At 58.9% G+C, this 22,658-nt stretch carries 26 protein-coding genes; 14 read left to right on the top strand and 12 right to left on the bottom strand.

What is annotated here, in order from left to right; translation table 11 throughout:
- Window positions 1-73 precede the first annotated feature (73 nt).
- From E5K03_RS04545 to E5K03_RS04530, 4 genes are all read left to right on the top strand, one after another.
- Complete coding sequence (locus E5K03_RS04545) at window positions 74-964, top strand: hypothetical protein (RefSeq protein WP_138005176.1); 891 nt, start codon at window positions 74-76, stop codon at window positions 962-964.
- A gap of 418 nt (window positions 965-1,382) precedes the next feature.
- Window positions 1,383-3,152, top strand: a complete 1,770-nt coding sequence (locus E5K03_RS04540; RefSeq protein WP_138005175.1) for a 2-oxoacid:acceptor oxidoreductase subunit alpha — start codon at window positions 1,383-1,385, stop codon at window positions 3,150-3,152.
- A complete protein-coding gene (locus tag E5K03_RS04535; protein ID WP_138005174.1) occupies window positions 3,149-4,012 on the top strand; it encodes a 2-oxoacid:ferredoxin oxidoreductase subunit beta in 864 nt (287 codons plus the stop codon). Before E5K03_RS04540 ends, E5K03_RS04535 begins: the two co-directional genes overlap by 4 nt.
- A gap of 107 nt (window positions 4,013-4,119) precedes the next feature.
- On the top strand, window positions 4,120-5,367 hold the full coding sequence (locus E5K03_RS04530) for a digeranylgeranylglycerophospholipid reductase (protein WP_138005173.1): 1,248 nt from the start codon (window positions 4,120-4,122) through the stop codon (window positions 5,365-5,367).
- Window positions 5,368-5,667: 300 nt separating this feature from the next.
- Here the strand turns inward: E5K03_RS04530 and E5K03_RS04525 are convergent, their stop codons facing one another.
- Window positions 5,668-6,120, bottom strand: coding sequence for an OsmC family protein (locus E5K03_RS04525; protein ID WP_138005172.1), 453 nt, complete (start codon window positions 6,118-6,120; stop codon window positions 5,668-5,670).
- Window positions 6,121-6,320: 200 nt separating this feature from the next.
- Here E5K03_RS04525 and E5K03_RS04520 point away from each other — a divergent pair, with 200 nt between their 5' ends.
- From E5K03_RS04520 to E5K03_RS04510, 3 genes are all read left to right on the top strand, one after another.
- A complete protein-coding gene (locus E5K03_RS04520; RefSeq protein ID WP_138005171.1) occupies window positions 6,321-7,160 on the top strand; it encodes an aldo/keto reductase in 840 nt (279 codons plus the stop codon).
- Window positions 7,161-7,269: 109 nt separating this feature from the next.
- Window positions 7,270-8,031, top strand: coding sequence for a hypothetical protein (locus E5K03_RS04515; RefSeq protein ID WP_138005170.1), 762 nt, complete (start codon window positions 7,270-7,272; stop codon window positions 8,029-8,031).
- Window positions 8,032-8,109: 78 nt separating this feature from the next.
- Entirely contained in the window at window positions 8,110-8,301 is a 192-nt protein-coding gene (locus E5K03_RS04510; protein WP_138005169.1) for a DUF7333 family protein, read from the top strand.
- A gap of 46 nt (window positions 8,302-8,347) precedes the next feature.
- Here E5K03_RS04510 and E5K03_RS04505 read toward each other — a convergent pair whose 3' ends face one another.
- From E5K03_RS04505 to E5K03_RS04490, 4 genes are all read right to left on the bottom strand, one after another.
- Window positions 8,348-9,445, bottom strand: coding sequence for a DUF373 family protein (locus E5K03_RS04505; protein WP_138005168.1), 1,098 nt, complete (start codon window positions 9,443-9,445; stop codon window positions 8,348-8,350).
- A gap of 207 nt (window positions 9,446-9,652) precedes the next feature.
- Window positions 9,653-9,973, bottom strand: a complete 321-nt coding sequence (locus E5K03_RS04500) for a rhodanese-like domain-containing protein (RefSeq protein WP_138005266.1) — start codon at window positions 9,971-9,973, stop codon at window positions 9,653-9,655.
- A 62-nt stretch (window positions 9,974-10,035) separates the two neighbouring features.
- Entirely contained in the window at window positions 10,036-10,455 is a 420-nt protein-coding gene (locus E5K03_RS04495; RefSeq protein ID WP_138005167.1) for a desampylase, read from the bottom strand.
- Between the two features lie 60 nt (window positions 10,456-10,515).
- Entirely contained in the window at window positions 10,516-11,427 is a 912-nt protein-coding gene (locus tag E5K03_RS04490) for a coiled-coil protein (RefSeq protein ID WP_138005166.1), read from the bottom strand.
- A gap of 344 nt (window positions 11,428-11,771) precedes the next feature.
- Here E5K03_RS04490 and E5K03_RS17090 point away from each other — a divergent pair, with 344 nt between their 5' ends.
- Together E5K03_RS17090 and E5K03_RS04485 are read left to right on the top strand one after the other, a co-directional pair.
- Window positions 11,772-11,927: a hypothetical protein gene (locus E5K03_RS17090; protein ID WP_171006589.1), complete on the top strand. Its 156-nt coding sequence runs from the start codon at window positions 11,772-11,774 to the stop codon at window positions 11,925-11,927.
- A gap of 76 nt (window positions 11,928-12,003) precedes the next feature.
- Entirely contained in the window at window positions 12,004-12,429 is a 426-nt protein-coding gene (locus tag E5K03_RS04485; protein ID WP_138005165.1) for a DUF371 domain-containing protein, read from the top strand.
- A 22-nt stretch (window positions 12,430-12,451) separates the two neighbouring features.
- On the opposite strand, the gene E5K03_RS04480 is transcribed toward E5K03_RS04485, so the two are convergent.
- The 5 genes from E5K03_RS04480 to E5K03_RS17085 form a co-directional block, all read right to left on the bottom strand.
- The gene (locus E5K03_RS04480; protein ID WP_138005164.1) at window positions 12,452-12,988 is read right to left on the bottom strand and encodes a DUF7332 family protein; all 537 of its coding nucleotides are present in this window, start codon (window positions 12,986-12,988) and stop codon (window positions 12,452-12,454) included.
- A 68-nt stretch (window positions 12,989-13,056) separates the two neighbouring features.
- Window positions 13,057-13,431, bottom strand: coding sequence for a methylglyoxal synthase (locus E5K03_RS04475; RefSeq protein ID WP_138005163.1), 375 nt, complete (start codon window positions 13,429-13,431; stop codon window positions 13,057-13,059).
- Between the two features lie 77 nt (window positions 13,432-13,508).
- Window positions 13,509-14,612 carry an aldo/keto reductase gene (locus E5K03_RS04470; protein WP_138005162.1) on the bottom strand — a complete coding sequence of 368 codons (1,104 nt, stop codon included), beginning with the start codon at window positions 14,610-14,612 and terminating at the stop codon, window positions 13,509-13,511.
- Between the two features lie 38 nt (window positions 14,613-14,650).
- Window positions 14,651-15,835 (bottom strand): DHH family phosphoesterase, encoded by a 1,185-nt coding sequence (locus E5K03_RS04465; RefSeq protein ID WP_138005161.1) that lies wholly within the window; start codon window positions 15,833-15,835, stop codon window positions 14,651-14,653.
- Window positions 15,836-16,033: 198 nt separating this feature from the next.
- A complete protein-coding gene (locus E5K03_RS17085) occupies window positions 16,034-16,204 on the bottom strand; it encodes an HVO_0758 family zinc finger protein (RefSeq protein ID WP_170967565.1) in 171 nt (56 codons plus the stop codon).
- 127 nt (window positions 16,205-16,331) lie between these two features.
- Between E5K03_RS17085 and E5K03_RS04460 the strand changes: the two genes are divergently transcribed.
- From E5K03_RS04460 to E5K03_RS04450, 3 genes are all read left to right on the top strand, one after another.
- The gene (locus tag E5K03_RS04460; protein ID WP_138005160.1) at window positions 16,332-17,501 is read left to right on the top strand and encodes an MFS transporter; all 1,170 of its coding nucleotides are present in this window, start codon (window positions 16,332-16,334) and stop codon (window positions 17,499-17,501) included.
- An 83-nt stretch (window positions 17,502-17,584) separates the two neighbouring features.
- Window positions 17,585-18,688 (top strand): glycosyl transferase family 2, encoded by a 1,104-nt coding sequence (locus E5K03_RS04455; RefSeq protein ID WP_138005159.1) that lies wholly within the window; start codon window positions 17,585-17,587, stop codon window positions 18,686-18,688.
- A gap of 75 nt (window positions 18,689-18,763) precedes the next feature.
- On the top strand, window positions 18,764-19,363 hold the full coding sequence (locus E5K03_RS04450) for an NUDIX hydrolase (RefSeq protein ID WP_138005265.1): 600 nt from the start codon (window positions 18,764-18,766) through the stop codon (window positions 19,361-19,363).
- Window positions 19,364-19,387: 24 nt separating this feature from the next.
- Here the strand turns inward: E5K03_RS04450 and E5K03_RS04445 are convergent, their stop codons facing one another.
- Window positions 19,388-19,861 (bottom strand): Hsp20/alpha crystallin family protein, encoded by a 474-nt coding sequence (locus E5K03_RS04445; protein ID WP_138005158.1) that lies wholly within the window; start codon window positions 19,859-19,861, stop codon window positions 19,388-19,390.
- Window positions 19,858-20,016, bottom strand: a complete 159-nt coding sequence (locus E5K03_RS17080; RefSeq protein ID WP_171006588.1) for a DUF7559 family protein — start codon at window positions 20,014-20,016, stop codon at window positions 19,858-19,860. The genes E5K03_RS04445 and E5K03_RS17080 overlap by 4 nt, the downstream gene beginning before the upstream one ends.
- A 105-nt stretch (window positions 20,017-20,121) precedes the next feature.
- Here E5K03_RS17080 and E5K03_RS04440 point away from each other — a divergent pair, with 105 nt between their 5' ends.
- Both E5K03_RS04440 and E5K03_RS04435 read left to right on the top strand, forming a co-directional pair.
- Window positions 20,122-21,867, top strand: a complete 1,746-nt coding sequence (locus tag E5K03_RS04440; protein WP_138005157.1) for a radical SAM protein — start codon at window positions 20,122-20,124, stop codon at window positions 21,865-21,867.
- Window positions 21,867-22,646 carry an MBL fold metallo-hydrolase gene (locus E5K03_RS04435; RefSeq protein ID WP_138005156.1) on the top strand — a complete coding sequence of 260 codons (780 nt, stop codon included), beginning with the start codon at window positions 21,867-21,869 and terminating at the stop codon, window positions 22,644-22,646. Before E5K03_RS04440 ends, E5K03_RS04435 begins: the two co-directional genes overlap by 1 nt.
- The last annotated feature ends 12 nt before the right edge of the window (window positions 22,647-22,658 follow it).

Raw genomic sequence — 22,658 nt, 5'->3', positions numbered from 1 at the left:
AACAACCGGCACAGCCGCGCAATATCCATATTCAGCAAGTTGCACATATCAACATTTTCCAGAGTGATCTCGTATGAGCGAGCAATCGGATCTTACAATTGAAATCATCGGTTCAGGTACTGTTGGGAGTGCAACAGGACGTGCACTTGCTGACTGGGGTCATCGTGTCGTATTCAAAGATATCGACGACCGCGTTCTCAGGGAGCTATCTGAGTCCGGATATCGAACCGCCCATCCAACTGAATCGATCGACGCCGAGCTATCAATTATTTCGGTCCCAACGCCGTACGATGCAGATTCTGGTCAAATGAAGACAGACATTGTCGAGCGCGCACTTGAGACGCTGATGAAACAGGATCCTCAAGTGGTTGCTATTCGAAGTACGGTACCTCCGACGACGACCGAAACGCTCGCCGATAAGTTCGGCTTGACCCACTACGCGATGGTACCGGAGTTTCTGTTTGAAGACAGTGCTTACGAAGATCTCAAACAGCTAGAATCCCTCGTCGTCGGTGCGAATACACAGAAAGCAAAAGACACGGTCAAACGTGCCTTCGGAGCGAAGGTCTCTGCCTACGTCGAGGTTGCGCCGACTGAGGCAGAATTCATCAAATTTGGAAGTAGTGTGCTTGGGGCCACAAAAATATCATTCGCTAATGAGATGTGGCGACTTGCATCTCAAAGTCATCAGACAGAACCGTATGAAATCGATCCAAACAATGTGCTGATGGGAATTCGCCATATTTCACCTTGGTTCGGACCGAACATGGGCATGCAGGGGGGATGGCCATACGGCGGCCACTGCCTTCCGAAAGACACCAAAGGGCTTCAATCGTGGGCTGAAAAAGATCAGATGGTTGCCGTGCCACAGCTCACTGGAACGATCGCAGAGAACGATCTCATCGAATCATATTCAACCAGCAACCGTACGATACCCGTACCCCCGCAGACAACGGACGATTAGGCCCCCACAGCGGCTATTTTTGCTACGACTGAAATCGTGGGCTTCCTGCTTACATCTATGTGACGGTATTAATAGAGATGTTCGGTGAGACCGCATCCACCATCGAATATCTCGCCTCCCACTGCTCGACGTCTCATCAGGTCGGTGGTTGCATGGAATACATCAAACCGTCTGTCTGTGAATCAGTACCAATATCAATTGTACACCAAATGCTCAGCACACGATCGTCTCGTGTCTTCCGAAAAGAAACCTGTGGCTCTATTTACGAAGGAAACGATGATTCGGTCCCTGGTTAACCGATAAAAACAACCCATTTGTTGTCCTTCTTACGGGGATTTTTTGGATCATTCCAGAATCTGAGAGGGCCCCCTTTCAGAAGGCTTTTGATTTGTCCACTGGAAGGGTCGGACGATAGCATATGCCTGCGGACTTCAATTGGGCCATCGGTGGCGAAGCCGGCGATGGAATCGATTCCACTGGGAAGATCTTCGCTCAGGCGCTCTCTCGGGCTGGGAGACACGTGTTTACGTCGAAGGATTTCGCGTCACGTATCCGCGGTGGATATACGGCGTACAAAATCCGCACGTCGGTCGAGCAGGTCCAGAGCGTCGTGGACCGACTCGACGTGTTGATCGCGCTGACCCCGCGCACGATCGAGGAGAACCTCTCAGAACTACACGAAGGATCGGTGATCGTCTACGACGGCGATCGGACGACGATGCAGAACGTCGAAATTCCAGACGGGATGGTCGGGCTGGACGTCCCGTTGAAATCGCTCGCCGAGGACGCTGGCGGCGCAATCATGCGCAACGTCGTCGCACTCGGCGCGGCGTGTGCAGTCACCGACTTCCCGATCGAGAACCTCGATTCGGCTTTGCAGAAACGTTTCGGCAACAAGGGCCAGAAGCTCGTCGACAATAACAAACAGGCCGCCCGCCTCGGCCGTGACTACGTCACCGACGAGTACGATCACGAGTTCGACTATAGCCTGGAGACAACCGACAGCGACTATGTGCTGCTCAACGGCGACGAGGCGATCGGCATGGGCGCGCTCGCCGCAGGCTGCCGGTTCTACGCCGGGTATCCGATCACGCCCGCTACCAACGTCATGGAGTACCTCGTCGGCCGGATTGAGCACTACGGCGGCCACGTCGTGCAGGCCGAAGACGAACTCTCCGCGATCAACATGGCCCTCGGGGCCGCCCGCGCAGGCGCACGATCGATGACCGCCACCTCCGGGCCGGGCATCGATCTCATGACCGAGACATTTGGACTCGTTGCCACCAGTGAGACGCCGCTCGTCATCGTCGACGTGATGCGATCGGGGCCTTCGACCGGAATGCCAACCAAACAGGAACAGGGCGATCTCAACCAGATGCTCTACGGCGGCCACGGCGAGGTTCCCCGGTTCGTCCTCGCGCCGACGACGATCGACGAGTGCTTCTGGAAGACCGTCGAGGCGTTCAATCTCGCCGAGAAGTACAACATCCCGGTGTACCTCACCGCCGACCTCGCGCTTGCGGTTACTGAACAGACGTTCGAACCCGAGGCGTTCGACATGGACGCCGTCGAGATCGATCGCGGCAAACTCGTCGACGAAGACGAAATCGACGAGTGGCTCGACGAGTCCGGTCACTTCCGAACCCACGCGATCACACATGACGGGGTCAGTCCGCGTGCGAAACCCGGGACCGCCAAGGGCGCACACATGTCGACCGGCCTCGAGCACGACGAGCTCGGTCGACGGACAGAGGACACTCAGATGCGCGTCGAACAGGTCGACAAGCGCAACCGGAAGGTCGAAAGCGCGATCGAACGCGAGTCCTTCGACTACCGCGAATACGGAACCCCTGGCGCGGATAACCTTGTCATCTCATGGGGGTCGAACGAGGGCGCGCTCATTGAGGCGCTCGAACTGCTCGAAGCCGACGATATCGACGTGCACGTCATCTCGGTGCCGTACATCTTCCCGCGGCCGGATCTCTCCGCGGAGATCAACGCCGCCGAGAATGTGATCGTCGTCGAATGTAACAACACCGGCCAGTTTGCCGACGTGCTCGAACACGACGCACTCTGTCGCGTCGATCGGATCAACAAGTACAACGGCGTGCGGTTCAAGGCCGACGAACTCGCAGAGAGAATTACCGACACACTCGCGGACACAGCACCCGCGGAGGTCAGCCAATGAGCTCGAACGTTAGATTCACCGATTTTAAATCGGACAAACAGCCGACGTGGTGTCCCGGATGCGGTGACTTCGGGACGATGAACGGAATGATGAAAGCCCTCGCGAACACGGGTAACGATCCAGACAACACCTTCATTGTCGCCGGGATCGGCTGTTCGGGGAAGATCGGGACGTACATGCACAGCTACGCGCTCCACGGCGTCCACGGCCGCGCGCTGCCGGTCGGGACGGGCGTGAAGCTCGCAAACCCCGATCTCGAGGTGATGGTCGCTGGCGGAGACGGTGATGGCTACTCGATCGGCGCGGGCCACTTCATCCACGCAGTTCGGCGCAATATCGACATGACGTACGTCGTCATGGACAACCGGATCTACGGCCTCACGAAGGGACAGGCCTCACCAACATCTCGATCGGACTTCGAGACCTCGACCTCCCCGGAGGGACCGAAACAGTCGCCGGTGAATCCCCTCGCGCTGGCACTCGCCTCAGGTGCGAGTTTCATCGCACAGTCGTTCTCCTCGGACGCGCTCAGACACGCCGAGATCGTCCAGGAGGCGATCGAACACGACGGCTTCGGCTTCGTCAACGTGTTTAGCCCCTGCGTGACGTTCAACGACGTCGACACCTATGACTACTTCCGTGACTCGCTTGTCGACCTCAAAGACGACGGCCACGATCCAACCGACTACGAGGCCGCCAAATCGGTCATCCTTGACTCCGAAAAGGAGTATCAGGGCGTGATGTACCGCGACGAGAACGCGGTGCCGTACGGCGAGGCCCACGGCGTCACCGAAGACATGACCGAGATCGGCGAGGGCGCGCCCGAAGACGCGATGGATTTGGTTCGAGAGTTCTACTGAGCAAGCGCTTCTCGTCATCGGTATCTGACCTGTCTTTTCCGTCGGAATCTGGCCGTGTCAGTTGATTTCGGAAACACTCATTATCACGAGGCTATACTTTTGAGTATATGTCCGACCGTTTCGACGTGATAGTTGCCGGGGCGGGCCCCGCGGGAGCACAGTGCGCGCGGGACATCGCAGCCCGGGGCTATGACGTCGTCGTACTCGAAACCGAGTCCGAAGACGAATTCCCGAGACAGAGCAACAAGTCCACCGCAGGGACGTTTCCCTCCATGATGGCGTCGTTTGGGATTCCTAATGACGTGGTGATGCAGTTCACCGACAGCGTCGTGCTCGAATCACCAAACAACCACTTCGTGCAGCCGCAGGCCGGTGCGGTCTTAGAGTTTGCGGATTTCAAACGGTTCCTCGTCGAAGATAGCCGCAAGAAAGGCGCAACATACTGGTTCGATTCGCGGGTCTCCCGGCCGATCATGGACGGCGAGGAGATCTGTGGTGTCCGGTACAACGGCGACGAGGAGGTCTATGCCGACATCGTGATCGACGCGACCGGCCCGGCCGCTCCCTTGGCAAAAGCGCTCGATGTCTGCGATCTGAAACGGGAAAATCAGGCGATCGGCATCGAGTACGAGATGGAAGGAATCGAGATTGACCATCCTCGCTATGCGGACCTCCACGACGCGATGATGCTGCGGCTTGACCACGAACTTGCGCCCGGGGGGTACTCGTGGATCTTTCACACCGGCGAGGACACCGCCAAGGTCGGGCTCTGTTACATCCAGAACAACCGCCATCAAGAGTATGCAAAGGCGGGGATGACTGTCGATGATTATCTCGAGTACTGGCTCGAGAGCGATCCGCGATTTGACACTGCCGAGAAGATCGAAGGCAACCAACACCGCGGCTCAGCGCACATCCAGATGCCCGCGAAGCTCAGCACCGACCGCTTTATGGCGGTCGGCGACACCGTTCCGACGATCGATCCGCTGTGGGGAGAGGGCATCCATAAGGGCATGCGCTCTGGGCGCGCGGCCGCCATCACTGTCGACAAATGCCTCACACCCAGAAAGCCAGATGTCTCTGCGGCAGCGATGGAAACCTACGATACGCTGTGGCACGAAAACGTGGCCCCGAAGATGCGATCGCGGTTGACGATGACCCAACTACTGTATCTCGCACCGAACGAGCGCTATGATACGCTTATGGCCGATCTTGATCAGCTTGGTTTCGACTCACTCTCAGAAATAAACGGCGGCAACCTCCCCGCGCTGCGGAAGCTGTTGCATCTTTCAGACATTCCGTTCCTGGCTCAGTACGCCAAAGAGCGGATCGCGAATCGATCGAGCTGGAACTAGTCTGGTCCGCTCCTCTTTTGGTCCTCAGCCGAGGACACGTCGCTACGATCGGGCCACAGTACGACTTTCGTCAGCCGCTGAAACCGCTGTCCACTGTGTGAAACAACGCGTAGATGTCTGATAATGGCTTCACCGTATTTGTCTCGAGGACATAGCTCTACAGAGAAAGCAGGCAGAGTGCCTCGGGGCTTGACCCCGAGGTACTTCACATAATAAGCCTGCCACAGCAACTCCAGAAGCTGCTCAGTGACGGCAGTGATATCAACATCATAAACGAGGATCGTCGGGCGGTCGATCGACTCAGACGGCCGTGATCGTCACGTCGGTTGGCGTCGGGTCGATGATATTGTCGCCAACCGGGCAGCGGGCTTCGACTTCTTCGACAATGGTCTCAAGCATCTCTTCGTCAACGTCTGTCTCGGCGGCAAGTTCGACGCGGATTTCCTGAAAGCCCGCGCGAGGCTCTTCGGCCATGCCGAGGAACTTTCGGGGGTCGAGATCTCCCTCGACTTCGATGTTGAGCCCGTCAAGTTTGACGCCGTGTTCCTTACAGACCTTCTGGGCGACGACGTTCATACAGCCCGCCCACGCGCCGAGTAGATACTCGACAGGGTTCGGTCCCTCGTTTGTCCCCCCGAGGGTGGCTGGCTCGTCGATCACGAACTCAAAATCGCGTACCGAGACGGTCGCTTTTGTCTCGGTGTTGCCGATCGCCGAAACCGAGAACTGGTGTCGATTGTCTGATTCACTCATATTTATGTATCTATCCATAGCGGTTATCAAGCTTGTGCGTTTTCTCATTGCAGTAGTCCTGACGTTGGAACTTTGTTCTCGTCGGCCCTGAGGGTTGATTTTAGGGCGACAATCGACTGACTGAAGACTGACTCGCGGTGACGCGCGTCGAACCGTCCGGTTTCCATTTCCTTTTGAGTCGTCGCCATGTATCACCGCGTATGGATTCAACACAGTTGCCTACCACGACGGACTGCCCGCGAGCCAATGAGATGCCGATGCTCGGGCTCGGCACGTGGCAAAATGACGACCCCGAGGCGTGTGTCGAGAGCGTCAAAACCGCGCTGAACGCGGGGTATCGCCACATCGACACCGCCCAAGCGTACGGCAATGAAGAAGCCGTCGGCGAGGGCATTGCCCGCGCAGATGTCGATCGAGAGGACGTGTTCCTCGCGACGAAGGTGTGGATCGACAACCTCGCCTACGAGGATGTGCTCGAAACAGCCGAGGCGAGTCTCGATCGCCTTGGTGTCGACTCAGTTGATCTACTGTACGTCCACTGGCCAGCCCGCGAATACGAGCCCGAACCGACCCTGCGCGCGTTCAACGAGTTGTACGACGATGGCACAATCGATCGGATCGGGATCAGCAACTTCGAGCCCGAGGACATCGAGACCGCTGTCGAACTGAGCGACGCGCCGATCTTCGCAAATCAGGTCGAATGCCACCCACTGTTGCCGCAGGACGCTGTCCGTGAGGCGAGCGCCGCACACGATATTGAGGTCGTCGCGTACTCGCCGCTGGCCCGCGGTGAGGTGTTCAACGTCTCTGAACTGACTTCGATTGCTGAGGCACACGACGTCTCTGCCGCGCAGGTCAGCCTCGCGTGGCTTCGCGAGAAGGGCGTCACGGCAATTCCAAAAGCCACCGGCGAGGAACACATCCTCGATAACTGGCGATCGGTCGATGTTGAACTCACCGACGAGGAAATCGCTCAAATCAACGCGATCGACCGCACCGATCGCCGGGTCGATCCGTCTTTTGGACCGTGGAATCAGTAACCTCCGGATCCACGCATTCGAGCGTTCGGACGGTCAGATAGTCTGGCATTTACGTATTCGAGCCGAAAAGTCACAAAGTTCACATCCCCCCAGCCGACAGTACTCAACAATGTCACGTGGGTCACCGGGGTTACTTGGCGCGATCCGGATCGACATCATTCGCCTTCACGAGACGTGGATGGAGATCCTGTTTCCGCGCCAGTTGAACCCGAGTCGAGTGCTTGGAAAGTGGATGCCAGAAACGCTGCCGCAAAAGATTGGGTATTACGCGTGGGCTGCGATCGGGCTCCCACTTGTCGTTATCGGCTATCCGATGTTGTTGATCGGCTTTGCGACAAGATTTTACGCCGGTAAGTTCGACTCCGCAGCCACACGGCTTGGGATCATCGGGGTCGTTTTGGTTTCAGTAGTCGTCTGGGGTGGGCTTACTGTTCTTGCCCGCATCCGGCTCCCGTTCGATGGATTCATGGCAGTGTTGGCGGCCAGTGCTGTCGCAACCGTTGCGGCGGGATTGGCGGTGCTTTTCAGCCGGGTTGGCGGGCGAGCCACGACGGTGTTGTTGGCGTACCCTGCTGCGATGACGGCACTGTTTCTCCCGCCGATCGTTGCAGCGATCTCCTATCAACCGCTCGGAAGCATCATCCTGCCGGCGAGCTATGATCTCGCGGCGTGGATCCTCGCGAACCCGCTTCGTGTCGGTGGGATCAACGAGTACTTCCACGCAGCGGGCAATCTCGAGACATTTGGTGAAGACTTCGGGCTACCCGGCCTCGGGTACGTGTTGATGTGGCTCGCGATTTCGGTCCCGCTGGGATGGGGGCTCGGCCTCTTGGTTGCACTCGCGAACCTCATTCGGCCGAAAAACGACTGACCGTCGCTATCACCTACGTGATTGGCGTCGGGCACTCTCGATCGACGGGATTACTTTTCAGGAACTCCTATCGATCGTATGGAGTTCAACGGTGTTACGACGCTCGTACTGTACGCGGTCATCATTGCGATCGGTGTCGGCGGCCTCGCCGGGTCTGGTGTTATGACCACCGACACAGTTCTCATGATGGTCGCACCATCAATGGCAATTTTCGGTGCACTCATGGTTGGACTGGGAATCAAATACGGCGAACATCGCGCGACGAACTAATCGGCTATCGACCATCCGGAGTACACATCGGTGAGTGACCCGGCAATCACCGACTCTCTTCTGCAGTGAGTTCAACTGCGTCCCCGATCGACATTACTACACGAATTCCCACCAGACTGATCAGCAATCCCAACACGACGAATGCGGCGAGTCGCTGGCCAGCGTTCAGGACGATCCCTGCCATGGTGACTCCCTGGTTGAGAAAGTAGCCCGAAAATCCGCGGATAACGACACCGACCGCAATGATACCGACTGGTAGATTGAGGTACTGTGTCCGGTTTTCTCCGCCGGTGATAAGTTCGTCAAGGAGCCGACCAGCGCTGGCGGTGACGCCTGCGGTTGCAAGCCACGGCACGCTGCTGTGGATGAACTCCATCGCGGGGAGCAACACCGCGTTCTCCGCGACTGGCTCAGACACTGCAAGCGCGCCAATAAATATGCCAACAAGCGCAAGCCCTCCGGCGACGACGTACGTCACGACCGATACTTGTCCGGAATAAAGCGCTTCACGCGTCCGCTCCGGAATGGTTTCGACGAGTACATCGATTCCCAACCCCTTGTACAGCAGCCCCGCGCCGAGCAACGCCGCGAGCATTGCAAGTGCTACCGCAAGCGTAAATCGGATCAAAAGGACCGGCAGTAACAAGAGCCCAGCTCCGAGCGGAACGAGGACGGTCGCTCTGAGTTCCTCATCCGCCAGGAACTGCTTGAGGAGGTAGTACGTTGATTCGATGTCTCGTGCCTGTCGAACGACGACCCGATCGACTCCGTCGACCGGCAGCCGGCTTTCGATCACTGGCACTACCCGCTCGTCCTGTGCGCTGTCGGTGACGATGATTGCCGAGTCCGGGCTGTAGCGATCGATGAGGGTATCGAGTTGGTCAGCGAGCGATCGATCGGTTCTCACGAGCGAGTCACCGCCGCTGGATACCACGGCGACGACGGTTGACTCGTTTTCGTCACGAAGCTCTCTTGTCACGCGAAGCGCCTCAAGCAGGCAATTAACCGCAGAACTCTCGGGGTCTGCGAGTCCGATCTCCGTGATGAGCGAACGAACTGCCTCCCAGCCGGCAACGGGAAACTGCACGCTCGTCTTGCCGGCGATGTCATTTGTCCGATCGACACAGAGAACGAGCGTGGTCACAATCGCTCGAAGCACCCCACGAAATAAAAAGCCATCCCGTACGTGGCCGCCTGTGAGTTTACTGTTGCTACTCGAACGGCAAGTAAAAAATATCCACCGGATGGACGCTTGGTTTCCCAACCTCAAGTTAGGAAATACTGTGTGGTCAGCGGTGTGTATCAACAATCTGTTTGAACCTACGCTGCAGAAAAATCAAAACGAGACGGTTTAGCACTCGTGTTCGAGTTCGTAGTCCCAGGCCTCGTATCCGCCTTCCATACTTGCAACGCTCGCATCGTCTGGTACGCCTTCGAAGCTCGCGAGCAGGCGGGCGGCTTGAATCGAGGACTGTCCGATCGGACACGCACAGACGATCTCATCGCCCCAGTCGACTTCTGAAACGCGCACGGGAAGCTCCATCATCGGAATGTTGATCGCTCCTGGAATGTGCCCCCGCTTGAATTCTGCGGGCGATCGAATGTCGACAACCTGGATGTCTCTGGACTCGATTCGTTCTTTGACCTCCGCTGGTGTAACTTCCTTCATTATCGTCGCTGTTTCCACAGAATGGCTTCCAGACACTTGATAAATGCTATGTGTGTTGGTTGCAGCTAGTGCTGTTCGACCGCAATCGTCTCCTGTTCGAAGGCTTCCTCATCGGCCCGCCAACGCCACGACCCGACGAACGGGTAGCCATCGAGCGCACAGATGACGTACGAATACTCCGGCCACGTCGCCCGATCGGCGTCCGTTTTGCTTGGATTCGTCGGACCGGCCGGATGAGAGTGATAGAAGCCGACGATTTCTAACCCCGCGTCCTCGATTGTTTCGATGATCTCGAACTGCTCCTCTGGGTCCATTACGTATCTCGTCTGGGGTGTTTCGGCGACGTTCTCAGCCGCGTACGTGTCCGTCACGCGGCTGTGGCCTGCGTCGTACTCGCCGGCTAACACGCCGCAGATCTCCTCGTCGCCACCGTTGTACGCCTGGTAGACGATCTCGTCGTACGCCGATCGGCTAAACTGGATCACACCCGCAGGTACGGGTCGATTCTGCTAAACAAATTCGAAAAAAACACCGGAGCGGTGTGGTTATAGAAGGCCGGTCTTCTGGAGCTTCATCAGGTCCTCGGTATCGAGGGTCTCGCCTTCCTTGAATTTCTGGTAGATCTCCTCGGCCTCGGCCTTTTCTTCTTCGCGCTTTTCGGCACGCTCGTCCTTGCGCTCTTTTTCCTCTTTCTTGTCGAGTTCGCGGAGCCGCTTTTGGACGCGGACGAAGTCCTCGTGGTGGCGGTCGGCCGCTTCCTGTGCCTGCACGAACAGCTCGTGCATCTCGTCGGCACGGTCGCGGACGTCGTCGGCCTCGCGGTAGGCCTCGATCATCTGGTTGTGGTGCTCTTGGGCCTTGTCAGCCAGTTCAGTCACCTTCTGGTGGTGTTTTGAGGCCTCCGATCGGACCTCTTCTGCCTCCTCGACGAGTGCTTCGAGTTCGCCGCCGTCTTCGACCTTCTCTTTTTTCCCTGCGAGTTCCTCGCGTTTGTCCTCGATCTTCTCGATCAGCTCTCGTTCGTCCTCTGCGGAGAGAACCTCGGTCTGCTGTCGAAATTCGAGCGCTTGGATCTCCTCTTTGAGCTCTTCGATCGACTTTCCATCGTCGAGTTCGAGATCCTCTTTCATCGACTCGACCTTGTCGAACAGCTTGTTGGCCTCCGCGTTCAGCTCGTTGCGTTTTTCTTTGTGCTCTTGGACCTGCTCGTTGAGCGAATCGCGCTGTTCGCGGTGTTCTTGGGCCTTATCTACCTTTTCGCGTGTTTTTGCGTTCAGGTCGTCTCGTTTAGAGGCCCGTTCAGAGGCCATCTGGTTGAGTTCGTTTCGTCGGTCTCGAAGCTGGCCGGCACGCTTGATAAGCTGCCCCTTCGAACCATCTTCTAGCTGTTCGTCTGTTAGGTCTACGTTGTCTGACTCGTCGAGCTCTTCGATGTTGAATTCCTCAGCAATACTCATGATTTGAACCTCGATACCATCACCGCTCCGCGCGTGGCAGTGGCTTGTCGATACGCAATCTTCCGTGGATAATAATTCCCGATCATTCTGCGTGCGATGCCACCAGCGCCGGAGGCGCTCTGGTACCTGCACATACTCACCTGCCATACATAAATATGTCGGTGAGAAATCGGGTGTCTACAGGTACCATACCTCCCGAATTCGGCATGTTAGCTGGTACCATGTTTTTGTCGCTGGCATATAAAACACGACCTGTGTCTCCCGGTGAGTGTGGTTTACTTTCACTTTCACTTTCACCGAGCGGTTGGCGCGGGTTGATATGTTCGGCAACCATCTGTGTGTATATGCTCGAGGAGATCGAACTTGTCTGCGACGCACCAGGCTGCGATCGCTCGCTCGACGAGCCGGCGTTTCGCTTGGCTATGACAACCCCACTCGGGACGCGTCGGGTGTACGAATGTGCGTGCGGTGCGGTGACGATCACGGTCTCGCGAGAGTAACGTTACCGGCTTCGGCCCGTGATCTTGGCCCCGGTAATCCGCTAGCGCTTTCAGCGGCGAGGGTCGACGGCTCCACATGAGCGATCTCTCAGAGACAATTCGTGCACGGGGCCACGAACATGTCTCAGCCGAACACAAAAGCACACTCGAACTCACGAGCGACGGCTGGCTCACCCCTGCGGGTGACTGTATTCTCGCCATCGAGGCCGATCGAACGCCCGCTGGGTTCGCTGACGAATTCAAACAGGCGTGTGCGCACGCGGACGCGAGGATACAGATTACGCTCGAAGCCGACGGTCACATGGAGACGATCGTCGGCCGTGGTGATCCGGCACTCACGTTCGAGGGCGATCGCAGCGCAGTCGTGCGTACGAGCGACTATGTCGACGATCGGACGGTTGCCGTTGGAACGGACAAAGCCGCTGCAGACCTCGATCGCGATCTGGTCGCTGCGCTCTCGAATGGGGCAGTGCTAACGGCTACGCTCACTGTCGAACGGTAATACAAACGCCTCTTTGTGAATCTCAGGCAGTACTGGACTCACAGACTGCATCGCCGATCGGTCGATCGATCGGTGCCTCGTCGCTATTGTAGTCAAAATCACCGCCTGTGACCCCTGCAAACATTGGCAGCGAGAAGTCGAACTCGAAGGCGACCGAAAACTGCGAGACGGGGTCGGTAACGAACGACTGCGCATCCCCGACGCCCTCGAACAACACGCCGGTCCGAAGTGTGATAATATACTGGCTACCAGTAGTACCGGCCATCTCGATCCCTACCGATCCGGGTGCACCGAGGTTTGTCAACAGCGAATAGTGGACGATTGCGTCGATCTGCGGGCCCTCTGAACCGATCGTCAGCTCGTAGCCATCGCCGGGAAAGCACGCACCGACAGGTGATTGTTGTTGAGGTAGTGATACTTCCTGTCCGGTCTCGGCGCTGTTGAGTCCGTCTATCTCCGCGTCGTGACCGGCACCGACCATCGCGCCGACCGGCGCTGCAAGCGAGGCGACGAGCACGATCGAGAGTCCGATCGCAACAGCATACGAAACCAACTCCATACGTGTCTCGACCCGATCAAACATCATAACTGCTGTGCTGTAGGATTCAGCACTGATAATTCAGGTGGTCAGTCGGGGTACAGCCCGTCCAACACGTGATTTGCTGACGCAACATTCGTCGCCAACGGCACATCGTGAACATCACAGATCCGCAACAGTGCGGAGATATCTGGCTCGTGGGGCTGTGCACGAAGCGGATCCCGAAGGAAAATAATGGCGTCACAGATTCCGTCGGCAACTTCCGCGCCGATCTGGAGATCGCCTCCCAGTGGGCCGGACTCTTTGCGATCGATCGAGAGGTCTGTTGCCTCCATTAGCCGCTTGCCGGTCGTGCCGGTCGCGAGGAGGTCTGCCTCCAGTAGAGTTTCTTCGTGGGCTTGTGCGAACTCGATCAGGTCATCCTTTTTTCGATCGTGAGCGATCAATGCGATCCGATAGCTCATTTCGCCTCGATATCTCATGTCCCAACGTATCAACGTTCCCCCCGTGACAGCCCGAAACCGCCGCCACGCTGTCAGCCCTACTCGAACACTGCGTCGAACGCGCTCGCACCCAACGGATCGAACGTCCCGGCTGCGGCGTTCTCTGCGAGATGCAGCCGCGAGCCGGTCCCGATGAGCGAACAGGTAACTCCCGGTGCGCTTCGAGCGAAGTTGATCGCCCGCTGGGTTGCGGTGTCGCCGGCTACTGTTTCCGCAATGTCTGCTGGTAGCCCCTCCGACAACTCACCCTGTCCAATACTCGCACTTGTAAACACGAACAGTCCGTGCTCGTGGGCGAATTCGAGCGCGCTCACCGATCGTGTGGTTCCGTCCGCCGCAGTCACCGTCTGGCACTTCTGGGTAAACGCGTCCGCCATATGAACGTTGAACGGGAGCTGGATTGTCGTCAGCCCGTGTTCGACTGTGCCGACCCGATCGGCTGCCGAGGCCGCAAGATCGAGCAGCCGCGCTAGTGAGAGATGCCGATCGTCAGATGAGGGGGTTCGAAACGCGTGCCACGTCGCAAGGCCGTACTGACGGATATCGCCGGTTGCCCGCCGCCGTTCGAGCCGTTCGAACGTCGATTCGAGCGTGTCATACACCGCCGCTGGATCGCGTTCGAGCAGCTGTGTCTCGGGGTTGTGCACGTAGTAGCAGTCGATCGTCTCTACGCCGAGGTTCGCGAGCGACGCGTCCAGTTGGTCGTCAATGAACGCTGGCTCGATGCAATGGCTGCCTCGAACCAGTCCAGCTGGATCGACTCGCCCGCTGTCGATGAACGTCTCGCGGATGTACTGGCTTGGGTCTGCTGGCCGCTCGCGGTCGAATGGCAGAAATCCTCCCTTCGTCGAAACCACGATCGACTCGCGGTCGATATCGGCCCGCTCGATCGCCTCGCCGACTGCCCGCTCACTCCGTTGATTTCGGTAGTTGATCGCCGTGTCGACGACGTTGACCCCGTGTTCGAGTCCCTCGACGATCGCCTCCACGTACGCTTCGTCGCGCTCGTCAGTCGCCGCGCCGAGATACGTCCCGAGCCCAATGCTCGAACACACCCCAGGCGGGTACCGCCGGAAGAATGTTCGGCCGTACGATCCGCCGAAGCGATCGCGGTACCGCCAGGTGCCGTCCGCGGTTCCCATAGCGTTCGGTCGGTTCGGAGCGCGCAAAAGGATACGGATCAGACGTCGCCAGCGAGACTTTTGAACAGTCGGTCAGTGAACGAGTCTCTAGAAAACTGTGACTCTGGGGAGGTCTCCCCGCCATCGGGTAATCCAGGCTGTAGTTGTATCGTCCCGCCACCCATGCGGGCATGGCCGCCAGCGCCGGCGTTCGGCACATGTTCAACCGCGTTCTCGAGCGCTCGACCCATATGCACTCGATCGTCTCGCGAGCGCCCGGAGATATGAAGCGTACCGTTGCGTTCCCCGCAGATGACTACCGCAGTCACGCCTTCGAGCCGAATAAGTTCGTCAGCCGCCTGTGGAATCGCGTCTGCGTTGTTGATCGAGCCGACGTCACACACCGCAAATGAGCCTCGAATCTTCCGGCCGGCGATCGCCCGAGCTTTCACCTCGAGCACTTCCGCATCAACCGCGGGGTTCGTGATTCGATCGAGCCTGTCGTCGTCGACCCCCGGATAGAGGTACGCAGCCGCGTCGAAGTCTGCGGCGGTCGCACCGATCGTCAGTCGGTTCGTGTCAGTAAGGATCCCACAGAGTAGCCCGGTCGCCACTGCCGAGGGGAGGGTGTACTTCGATCTGGTCTCACTCGCGTGTCGATCGGCCGGAACGGGCGTCGCGCCAATATCTCTGAAATACTCCGCGATGATACTCGCAGAAGCGCCGTAGTCCGTCCGAACGTCGGTGAAGAACTCGCCAGTGCCATCGCCTGGATGATGGTCGACCACTGCGATCGGCAACACGCCGTCTGCGCCGGTGAACCCCCGTGGTTCGTTGTGATCGACTAGTACAACATCTTCGGCGTCGAGATCGGTCACGTGGTCGATCGGATCGAACTCGAGGTCCAACACCGTCTGGAACGCCCTGTTTTCTTGATGGCGGATCTGCCCGGCGTACTGGATCGTGCTCTCAGTATCGAACTGTTCGGCGAGTGCGGCGACCCCCATCGCAGCCGACATGGCATCGGGATCGGGGTTCGGATGCATGAGAATCGTGATCTCGTCGCGTTCGCCGATCAGCTTCGCGAAGCGTTTCCCCTTTGGCCGCCGCCACCGAGCGACGAGGTACGCCGCTGCAATGAGCCCCAGTGCGAACACGACTCCGGCGAAGACAAGTGCGGGTTCAGACTGGACGAAGTCCGCTAACTCGGCGTAACGCTCCCCAGCGCTGACAGCGGTGCCCATACAGTTCATACTCAAGGCCATCCGTTAAGAAGTTTGTCCGAACTCCTCGAAATACCGTATGTTCACTATTTTAAACATAAATCATGGTCAAACAGGCGATTCTTCCCGTCCAACAGGCCCGTGATCGTCCGTACCAGTGCGGGACCGACCTCTCCTAACAATCAGTACCAGTTGCGTTTGTTTCTCGCTCGTGGCATGTCACCTGAGTTCTTTCCACTCCATCCCGCACTCCGGGCACGTTCGGACTGAAAAGACCTCATCAGGATCGTTCTTTTTTTTCAGTGTCTTCTCACACGTGCTGCATTTCAGCCGCTCGTAGTTGTCCTTGTAGAGATCGCCCTTCCTGAGTCCCTTCCGAGTTGAGTCCATACCCGGCGGTTCGGTTCGGACTCTCAAAAAGACCCTGTACTCCGGCAGCCATTCGTCTGACGCCTGATTCTCGCGGCTGTCGAGCACATTTCGGAACGTTTGAACCGTCCCAATGGATACGCTCGCTGTGGGACGTACACGGCTCTTTGGTTCGCTCTGTGGGTTGGTCTTTCTCGTCAACCTCGCCAGAATCGTCTTCGCGCCGCTTTTGAGTGTCTTCATCGACCAGTTTGCGATCGGCGAGGGAACTGCGGGGCTCATCGTGACGCTCGCGTGGGTTGGTAGCGCGTCCCTTCGACTCCCGACGGGCTGGATTCTTACGAGAGTTCCTCGACACTACGTGGTGTTGGCATCGGGTGTCATCCTCACGATCGCCTCGGCGATCGCTGCAACCTCTGTGACGGTCGTCCAACTCATGGTCGGTGCCTTCCTTATGGGTCTGGCCTCGGGGGTCTATTTTGTCTCCGCGAATCCGCTGCTCAGCGAACTGTATCCTAAACGCGTCGGTCGCGTGATGGGTATCCACGGGACTGCAAGCCAGGTTGCCGCGGTCATCGCTGCGCCGTTCGTCGCGGTGACGCTGCTCGTCGACTGGCGGCTCTCGCTTTGGGCAATCGCCGCCGCGAGTGCGATCGTCACGGCCTACACCTGGCTCGCTGCCCGTCGAACTGATCTCCCGACTGCGGGTACGGCCGATCGCGATCTCCTCGGTGCGGCGAAGACCGAGTGGCGAATTATTGCCACAGCGGTCGTGTTGATCGGCGCGATCGCGTTCGTCTGGCAGGGATTGTTCAACTTCTACGAGCTGTATATGGAGGCGAAGGGGCTCTCTTCGGGTATGGCTTCGACTCTATTGACGCTCGTATTTGTTGCGGGCGTTCCGGCGTTCTTTTTTGGCGGCGATCTGGCCGATCGGCTCCCGCACGTGCCGTACCTCATTGGAATTGTGCTCGCCTTTTCGACGTGTCTGCTTGTGCTCACCATCGTCGGTTCAGTACCGGCGATCGTCATTATGACCACACTCATTGGCTTCGTGATCCACACGGCGTTTCCGGCGGTCGATACCTACCTGCTCGATACGCTGCCAGACGTTACGCGGGGCAGCGCGTACGCCATGTTCAGCTCGATCGCGATGCTCGTTCAGGCTGCGGGTTCGTCGGCAACTGGGTACGTAATCGAGGCGGGCTACACCTATGATGCGGTGTTCGGTGCTGCGGCAGCCGTGCTCATTCTCATAGGCCTCGGCCTGTTCGCTGTCGATCGTGCCGGCTACCTCCCTGGGGAGTCGAGCGCCTGATCGGGTCGTTTACCGAATCACTACACTCACCGCATTGATCGCCACCGAGACATATTTGGGTGAATCTCCCCTAAACGTGGTAAATGGAGTATGTCCAAGAGCGAATTTCTACGCTCCACTCGTTTTCGACGGCCTGCCAGCCCGCGCCCGTCGATCGAACTGCCGTCGTCGTGCCGATGACCCAACGCGAGTTTGAGTCCCCAGCAGCGATCCGTATGTTCACAGAACTTGAACGCGTCTCACCCGAACGCGTCATCGTCCCCCTCAGAACCAACGCTGACTCGGTTGGATCCTTTCGTTCCTGGCTCGCGGGGTTCGACCTCGACGTTGAACTGCTCTGGTGTAGCGGACCAGCGGTCTCGGCGCTGCTCGCCAACAACGGACTCGACGGCGAGCGGGGCAAAGGCCGCGATCTGTGGCTCGCACTCGGGCTTGCACTTGACTCACAATTTGTCGCTGTCCACGACGCCGACACAAAGACGTACAACGCGACCTATGTCCCACGGCTCGTGTTCCCGTTGGCCCACGGGTACACATTCTCGAAGGGCTACTACGCCCGAATCGAGAACAACCGCCTCTACGGTCGGCTGTTTCGGCTGTTCTACGCGCCGATCATTCGGGCGCTTTCGGACACTCACGACGCCGAGATCCTCCAGTACTTCGGCGCGTTCCGGTACGCACTTGCTGGGGAGTTTGCCGCGACGTCGGAGCTGCTCGAACACGTCCGGCTTCCCCGATCGTGGGGACTCGAGGTGGGAACGCTCGGCGAGGTCTTCCCGCACGCTGGGTTCGATCGAACCGCACAGGTTGATCTGGGGAGCTACGAACACGAACACCGCTCGGTCGAGGGGCCGACTGGCCTGTCTGATATGAGCCGATCTGTTGGTCAGACCCTCTTTCAGACGCTCACAGAGCACGGTATCGACCCTGATTTCGAGACACTTGCGGGTCGCTACCGTGCGGTTGCTGGAGAGTTCGTCGACCAATACGCGATCGATGCTGCGTTCAACGGCTTCGAGTACGATCGGACTGGGGAACTCGAACAGGTCGAGCAGTACGCCGACGCCATCGCGCCGCCAATAAGCGACGATCGTCTCCCCGCGTGGGCCGATGCGCCGATCGACCCCGACGACGTTCGTACCGCTGCCGCCGCCGATCTCGCGGATGCATCCCCCGCTGTCCAGTAACGTTTCGCAGACCGACTGTATCCGATCGGATTTTTATCCAAGAACGCCGTAGCTGCGAGCAAGGACGTGTACACACTGGACTTTGGACCGCTGCGTGAGCACTGTCCGCGGACGATTGACAATCCGCGCAGACAGGCGGCTGTGCTCGCACCGATTGTCGATCGTAGCGGCGAGCCACACGTACTGTTCACGAAGCGCGCCGAACATCTCGGCGAACACCCCGGACAGATGAGCTTTCCAGGTGGCGGGCGGGAACCGATCGACACTGATCTCCGCGACACCGCGCTCAGAGAGGCCTACGAAGAGGTTCGGCTGGCTCCCAAAACAGTCTCATTTGTTGGCCAACTCGACGAGATCGAGACGTCCACTGGGTACGCGGTTCGACCATTCGTTGCAACGGTCCCAGAGCAACCGTTTGTTCCAAACGAAGCGGAGGTCGCCGAGGTCGTGTTGCTCTCTGTTGGTGAGCTTATCGACTTAGACAACTACGAATCCGAACGCCGAGATCATCCGTCCTACGGCGATATACGGATCCACTTTTTTCGCGTCGACGGCTACACTGTTTGGGGAGCGACCGGCCAAATGCTCGTTCAGTTGCTTGAACTTGTGACTGACTGGTCACTCCCACCGAACGTTGATCGGGTCGTCGACCCTGACGCTGACTTTCCCGTGTGAAACTAAAACACCGCACGCGGGCGGCTACGTGTCGTCGCTGCTGGATTCTGCTGGCTCAGACTCGGTTTCGTCTGCTGGCTCCGGTTCGGCTTCGACTTTAAGACTCTGTGTCTTCGTGGATTTCGGAATCGTGACCTGCAGTGTGCCCGATCGGGTGAGCGTCGCTGCGGCGTTCGTGTCTACGCCGGTCACGCTCGCGTCATCCGGGAGGGTAACTGAGCCAGACAGGCGGAGACCACGGCCGGGGAACCGCATCTCAAAGCCATCGTAGAAGTTCCGGAAGCGATCGAGTCGGACCTCAAGCGTTGTGTCGGCGAACTTGACCTGGACATCTTCGGGTTCGACCCCTGGCGCGTCAAACACGACAAGGTACTCCTCGTCAGTTTCGAGCAGATCGTACGAGAGCGGTCGCCGCTCTTGTACCTGTCCGAGGCTGCGACCGACTCGCGAGAGTACCGCGTTGACAGCCGATCGGCCGTATTCTGCGAACCCGTTCATAATTCGATGAGTTCGAGGCTGTCGTTTCGGCCACAGTACGGACATGAAAGGTCTGCAACGCTGTGCTCCTCAGGGACGTCGTAGGTATAATGATTCTCGAACATGTCTAACTCGCAGTCGTCGCTGAGACACCTGATTTCCTTTGTCGAAGGCATACGAAACTGTTGGGTCGGGAGCATCTTAAATCGAGTGGCGCTCGCCGTCACAGACACGCCGGCTGATCCGCACGACTTTACCGTCTTCCCGCGCAATCAACGCCCATGATAGACCCGTCAGATCTCACGGTCACGATCGTCGACGGGTACGTAGACGAGCCGGCGCATTTCGGTGTGCCGCCGTACATTTCGACGTACCCACGGGTCACCGCGGGAGCGCTCGTCGACGCCGGTGTTCCCGAGTCGCAGATCACGTATCACACGATCGACGAACTCCGCGAGGACCGACACAAACGCGGTGACGTCGCTGACGCAGACCTGTTCATCTACGTCGGGGGCATGACGGTCCCCGGCAAGTACGTCGGCGGCACACCAGCCGAACCCGACGAAGTCAAAGAGCTGGCGTGGACGGCCGACGGCGTTGCGCTCATGGGCGGACCGGTTCGGTTCGGCGTCGGTGAAGAGAACGCCGGCGGCATCGAAACCGAGCGCAAGGATCTCGACTACGATTTCGTCGCAAAGGGTGACGTTGAGGCCGCCGCCTTCGATCTCATCGAAAGTGGGCTCGAGGGGTTCAACAACCGGATGCGCGATAACGTCGAACTCGATCGCTGGGCGACTGCGGGCGCGTTCGTCGTCGAACAGCACCCGAACCACCCCGACCATCTCATCTGCGAGATGGAGACCTCTCGGGGCTGTGCGTACCGCTGTTCGTTCTGTACAGAGCCGCTGTACGGAAATCCTGCCTTCCGGACGGCCGACTCAGTCGTCTCGGAGGTCGCCGCACTCGCCGATCGCGGCGCGAACCACTTCCGGCTGGGCCGACAGGCCGACATCCTCGCGTTCGGCGGCGACGGCGAGGCGCCGAACCCAGACGCACTCAGAGAGCTCTACGGGGGGATCCGCGAGGCGGTTCCAGACATTGGGACGTTACACCTCGACAACATGAACCCGATCACGATCGCCCGCTGGCCCGAGGAGAGCCGCGAGTGCATCCGGATTATCGCCGAGCACAACACCCCCGGCGACACGGCGGCGTTCGGACTTGAATCGGCCGATCCGATCGTCCAGGAAGAGAACAACCTCAACGTTACGGCTGACGAGTGTTTCGAGGCGATCAAAGTCGTCAACGAGGAAGCCGGCTGGCGACCCGGCGAGGACCCGGCGGACGCGCCAACCCACGGCCCTGACGCCGCGAACCGCCTGCCGAAGCTCCTTCCTGGCATTAATCTCCTCCACGGGCTGAAAGGTGAGTCCCTGGAGACGTTCGAACACAACAAGCGCTTCCTCCAGCGGGTGTACGACGTCGGGTTGATGGTCAGACGGATCAACATCCGGCAGGTCATGGCGTTTTCAGGGACCGAGATGTCTGAGACGGGCGCGGCGATCGCCGAAGACCACAAACAGCGATTCAAATCGTACAAACGCGAGATTCGAGAGGAAATCGACCAGCCCATGCTCGAACGGCTCGCGCCGGTCGGAACCGTCCTTCCGGACGTGCATCTGGAGTATCACCAGGATGGCCGGACATTTGGCCGCCAACTTGGGACGTATCCGCTTCTCGTCGGTCTTCCGGGCGAGCGGCCGCTTGGATCAGTGATCGACGTTGCGATCGTCGATCACGGCTACCGATCGGTCACCGCAGTCCCGTATCCGTTCGATTTCAACACCGCGTCGATGGCCGAACTCACCGCGCTGCCGGAGATCGGTCGCCAGCGCGCCGGCGACCTCATTGTTGGGCGGCCCTACGCCTCAACGGCGGATCTCAGCGACGCACTCGACGGGACGGTCGACCTTTCGGCGTTCGCCGGCGGGGACGATCGCCCGGTTGACGTCGGAGACGCTGACTGATGAGCGATCGAGTCGATCGGTTTCCGGTCCCTGTTGACGGCACAGTCCCAACTGGCAAGACGAACACGTACCTGGTCCACGGCGACGAACCGGTTCTCGTCGATCCTGCCGGTCGAACCCCTGCGCTTGATACGGCGATCGCCGACACTCCCCCAGCACACATTGTGTTGACGCACACCCACCCAGATCATCTTGGCGGCGTCGTGGCGTACGGGATGCAGACCGATGCGGCCATCTGGGCGCTCCACGGCGCCGAGAACGCGCTTGCGGCGGCGATCGACCTCTATCCCGGGTCGACATTTCGAGACGGCGATCGGATCGGCCCGCTCACGGCGATCACCACACCCGGACACGCACCCGATCACGTGGCCTACGAACTCGAGGAAGAACAGACCGCGATTTTCTGCGGCGATCTGGCAATCGAACCAGGAAGTGTCTTCGTTGGCGGACAGGGCGCAGATATGGCCGTGTATCTCCGGTCGCTCAGACTGCTTGCCGACCGCGATCCGGACGTGTTGTACCCTGGACACGGCGAGCCAATTACCGACCCGGCTGGGACGATCGAGCGGCTGATCCGGCATCGCCTCGACCGCGAACGCCGAATCTACGAGGCAGTCGCTGACGGCGCGCGCGATCCCGATGCGATCGTCGAGGCGGCCTACGACACAGATCTCGCTGGGGTCCGCGATCTTGCTCGCCTGAGCACGATCGCTCACCTCGAGAAGCTGGCTGCGGAGGGACAACTTGCGTGGGACGGCTCGATCGCCACAATGCTGTGACGGCCGGTTGTC

The organism is Halalkalirubrum salinum (assembly GCF_005543295.1).
Lineage (GTDB): Archaea > Halobacteriota > Halobacteria > Halobacteriales > Haloferacaceae > Halalkalirubrum > Halalkalirubrum salinum.
The sequence above is the reverse complement of the archived record's forward strand: the minus strand, read 5'-3'. Positions and strand labels throughout refer to the sequence as shown.

Coding starts and splice junctions, on each gene's coding strand:
- E5K03_RS04530 (WP_138005173.1), top strand. CDS start 4,120: ATGTCCGACCGTTTCGACGTGATAGTTGCCGGGGCGGGCCCCGCGGGA.
- E5K03_RS04535 (WP_138005174.1), top strand. CDS start 3,149: ATGAGCTCGAACGTTAGATTCACCGATTTTAAATCGGACAAACAGCCG.
- E5K03_RS04455 (WP_138005159.1), top strand. CDS start 17,585: ATGGAGTATGTCCAAGAGCGAATTTCTACGCTCCACTCGTTTTCGACG.
- E5K03_RS04525 (WP_138005172.1), bottom strand. CDS start 6,120: ATGAGTGAATCAGACAATCGACACCAGTTCTCGGTTTCGGCGATCGGC.
- E5K03_RS04440 (WP_138005157.1), top strand. CDS start 20,122: ATGATAGACCCGTCAGATCTCACGGTCACGATCGTCGACGGGTACGTA.
- E5K03_RS04515 (WP_138005170.1), top strand. CDS start 7,270: ATGTCACGTGGGTCACCGGGGTTACTTGGCGCGATCCGGATCGACATC.
- E5K03_RS04490 (WP_138005166.1), bottom strand. CDS start 11,427: ATGAGTATTGCTGAGGAATTCAACATCGAAGAGCTCGACGAGTCAGAC.
- E5K03_RS17085 (WP_170967565.1), bottom strand. CDS start 16,204: ATGGACTCAACTCGGAAGGGACTCAGGAAGGGCGATCTCTACAAGGAC.
- E5K03_RS17080 (WP_171006588.1), bottom strand. CDS start 20,016: ATGCCTTCGACAAAGGAAATCAGGTGTCTCAGCGACGACTGCGAGTTA.
- E5K03_RS04485 (WP_138005165.1), top strand. CDS start 12,004: ATGAGCGATCTCTCAGAGACAATTCGTGCACGGGGCCACGAACATGTC.
- E5K03_RS17090 (WP_171006589.1), top strand. CDS start 11,772: ATGCTCGAGGAGATCGAACTTGTCTGCGACGCACCAGGCTGCGATCGC.
- E5K03_RS04540 (WP_138005175.1), top strand. CDS start 1,383: ATGCCTGCGGACTTCAATTGGGCCATCGGTGGCGAAGCCGGCGATGGA.
- E5K03_RS04465 (WP_138005161.1), bottom strand. CDS start 15,835: ATGGGCACCGCTGTCAGCGCTGGGGAGCGTTACGCCGAGTTAGCGGAC.
- E5K03_RS04520 (WP_138005171.1), top strand. CDS start 6,321: ATGGATTCAACACAGTTGCCTACCACGACGGACTGCCCGCGAGCCAAT.
- E5K03_RS04545 (WP_138005176.1), top strand. CDS start 74: ATGAGCGAGCAATCGGATCTTACAATTGAAATCATCGGTTCAGGTACT.
- E5K03_RS04510 (WP_138005169.1), top strand. CDS start 8,110: ATGGAGTTCAACGGTGTTACGACGCTCGTACTGTACGCGGTCATCATT.
- E5K03_RS04470 (WP_138005162.1), bottom strand. CDS start 14,612: ATGGGAACCGCGGACGGCACCTGGCGGTACCGCGATCGCTTCGGCGGA.
- E5K03_RS04445 (WP_138005158.1), bottom strand. CDS start 19,861: ATGAACGGGTTCGCAGAATACGGCCGATCGGCTGTCAACGCGGTACTC.
- E5K03_RS04480 (WP_138005164.1), bottom strand. CDS start 12,988: ATGGAGTTGGTTTCGTATGCTGTTGCGATCGGACTCTCGATCGTGCTC.
- E5K03_RS04435 (WP_138005156.1), top strand. CDS start 21,867: ATGAGCGATCGAGTCGATCGGTTTCCGGTCCCTGTTGACGGCACAGTC.
- E5K03_RS04475 (WP_138005163.1), bottom strand. CDS start 13,431: ATGAGCTATCGGATCGCATTGATCGCTCACGATCGAAAAAAGGATGAC.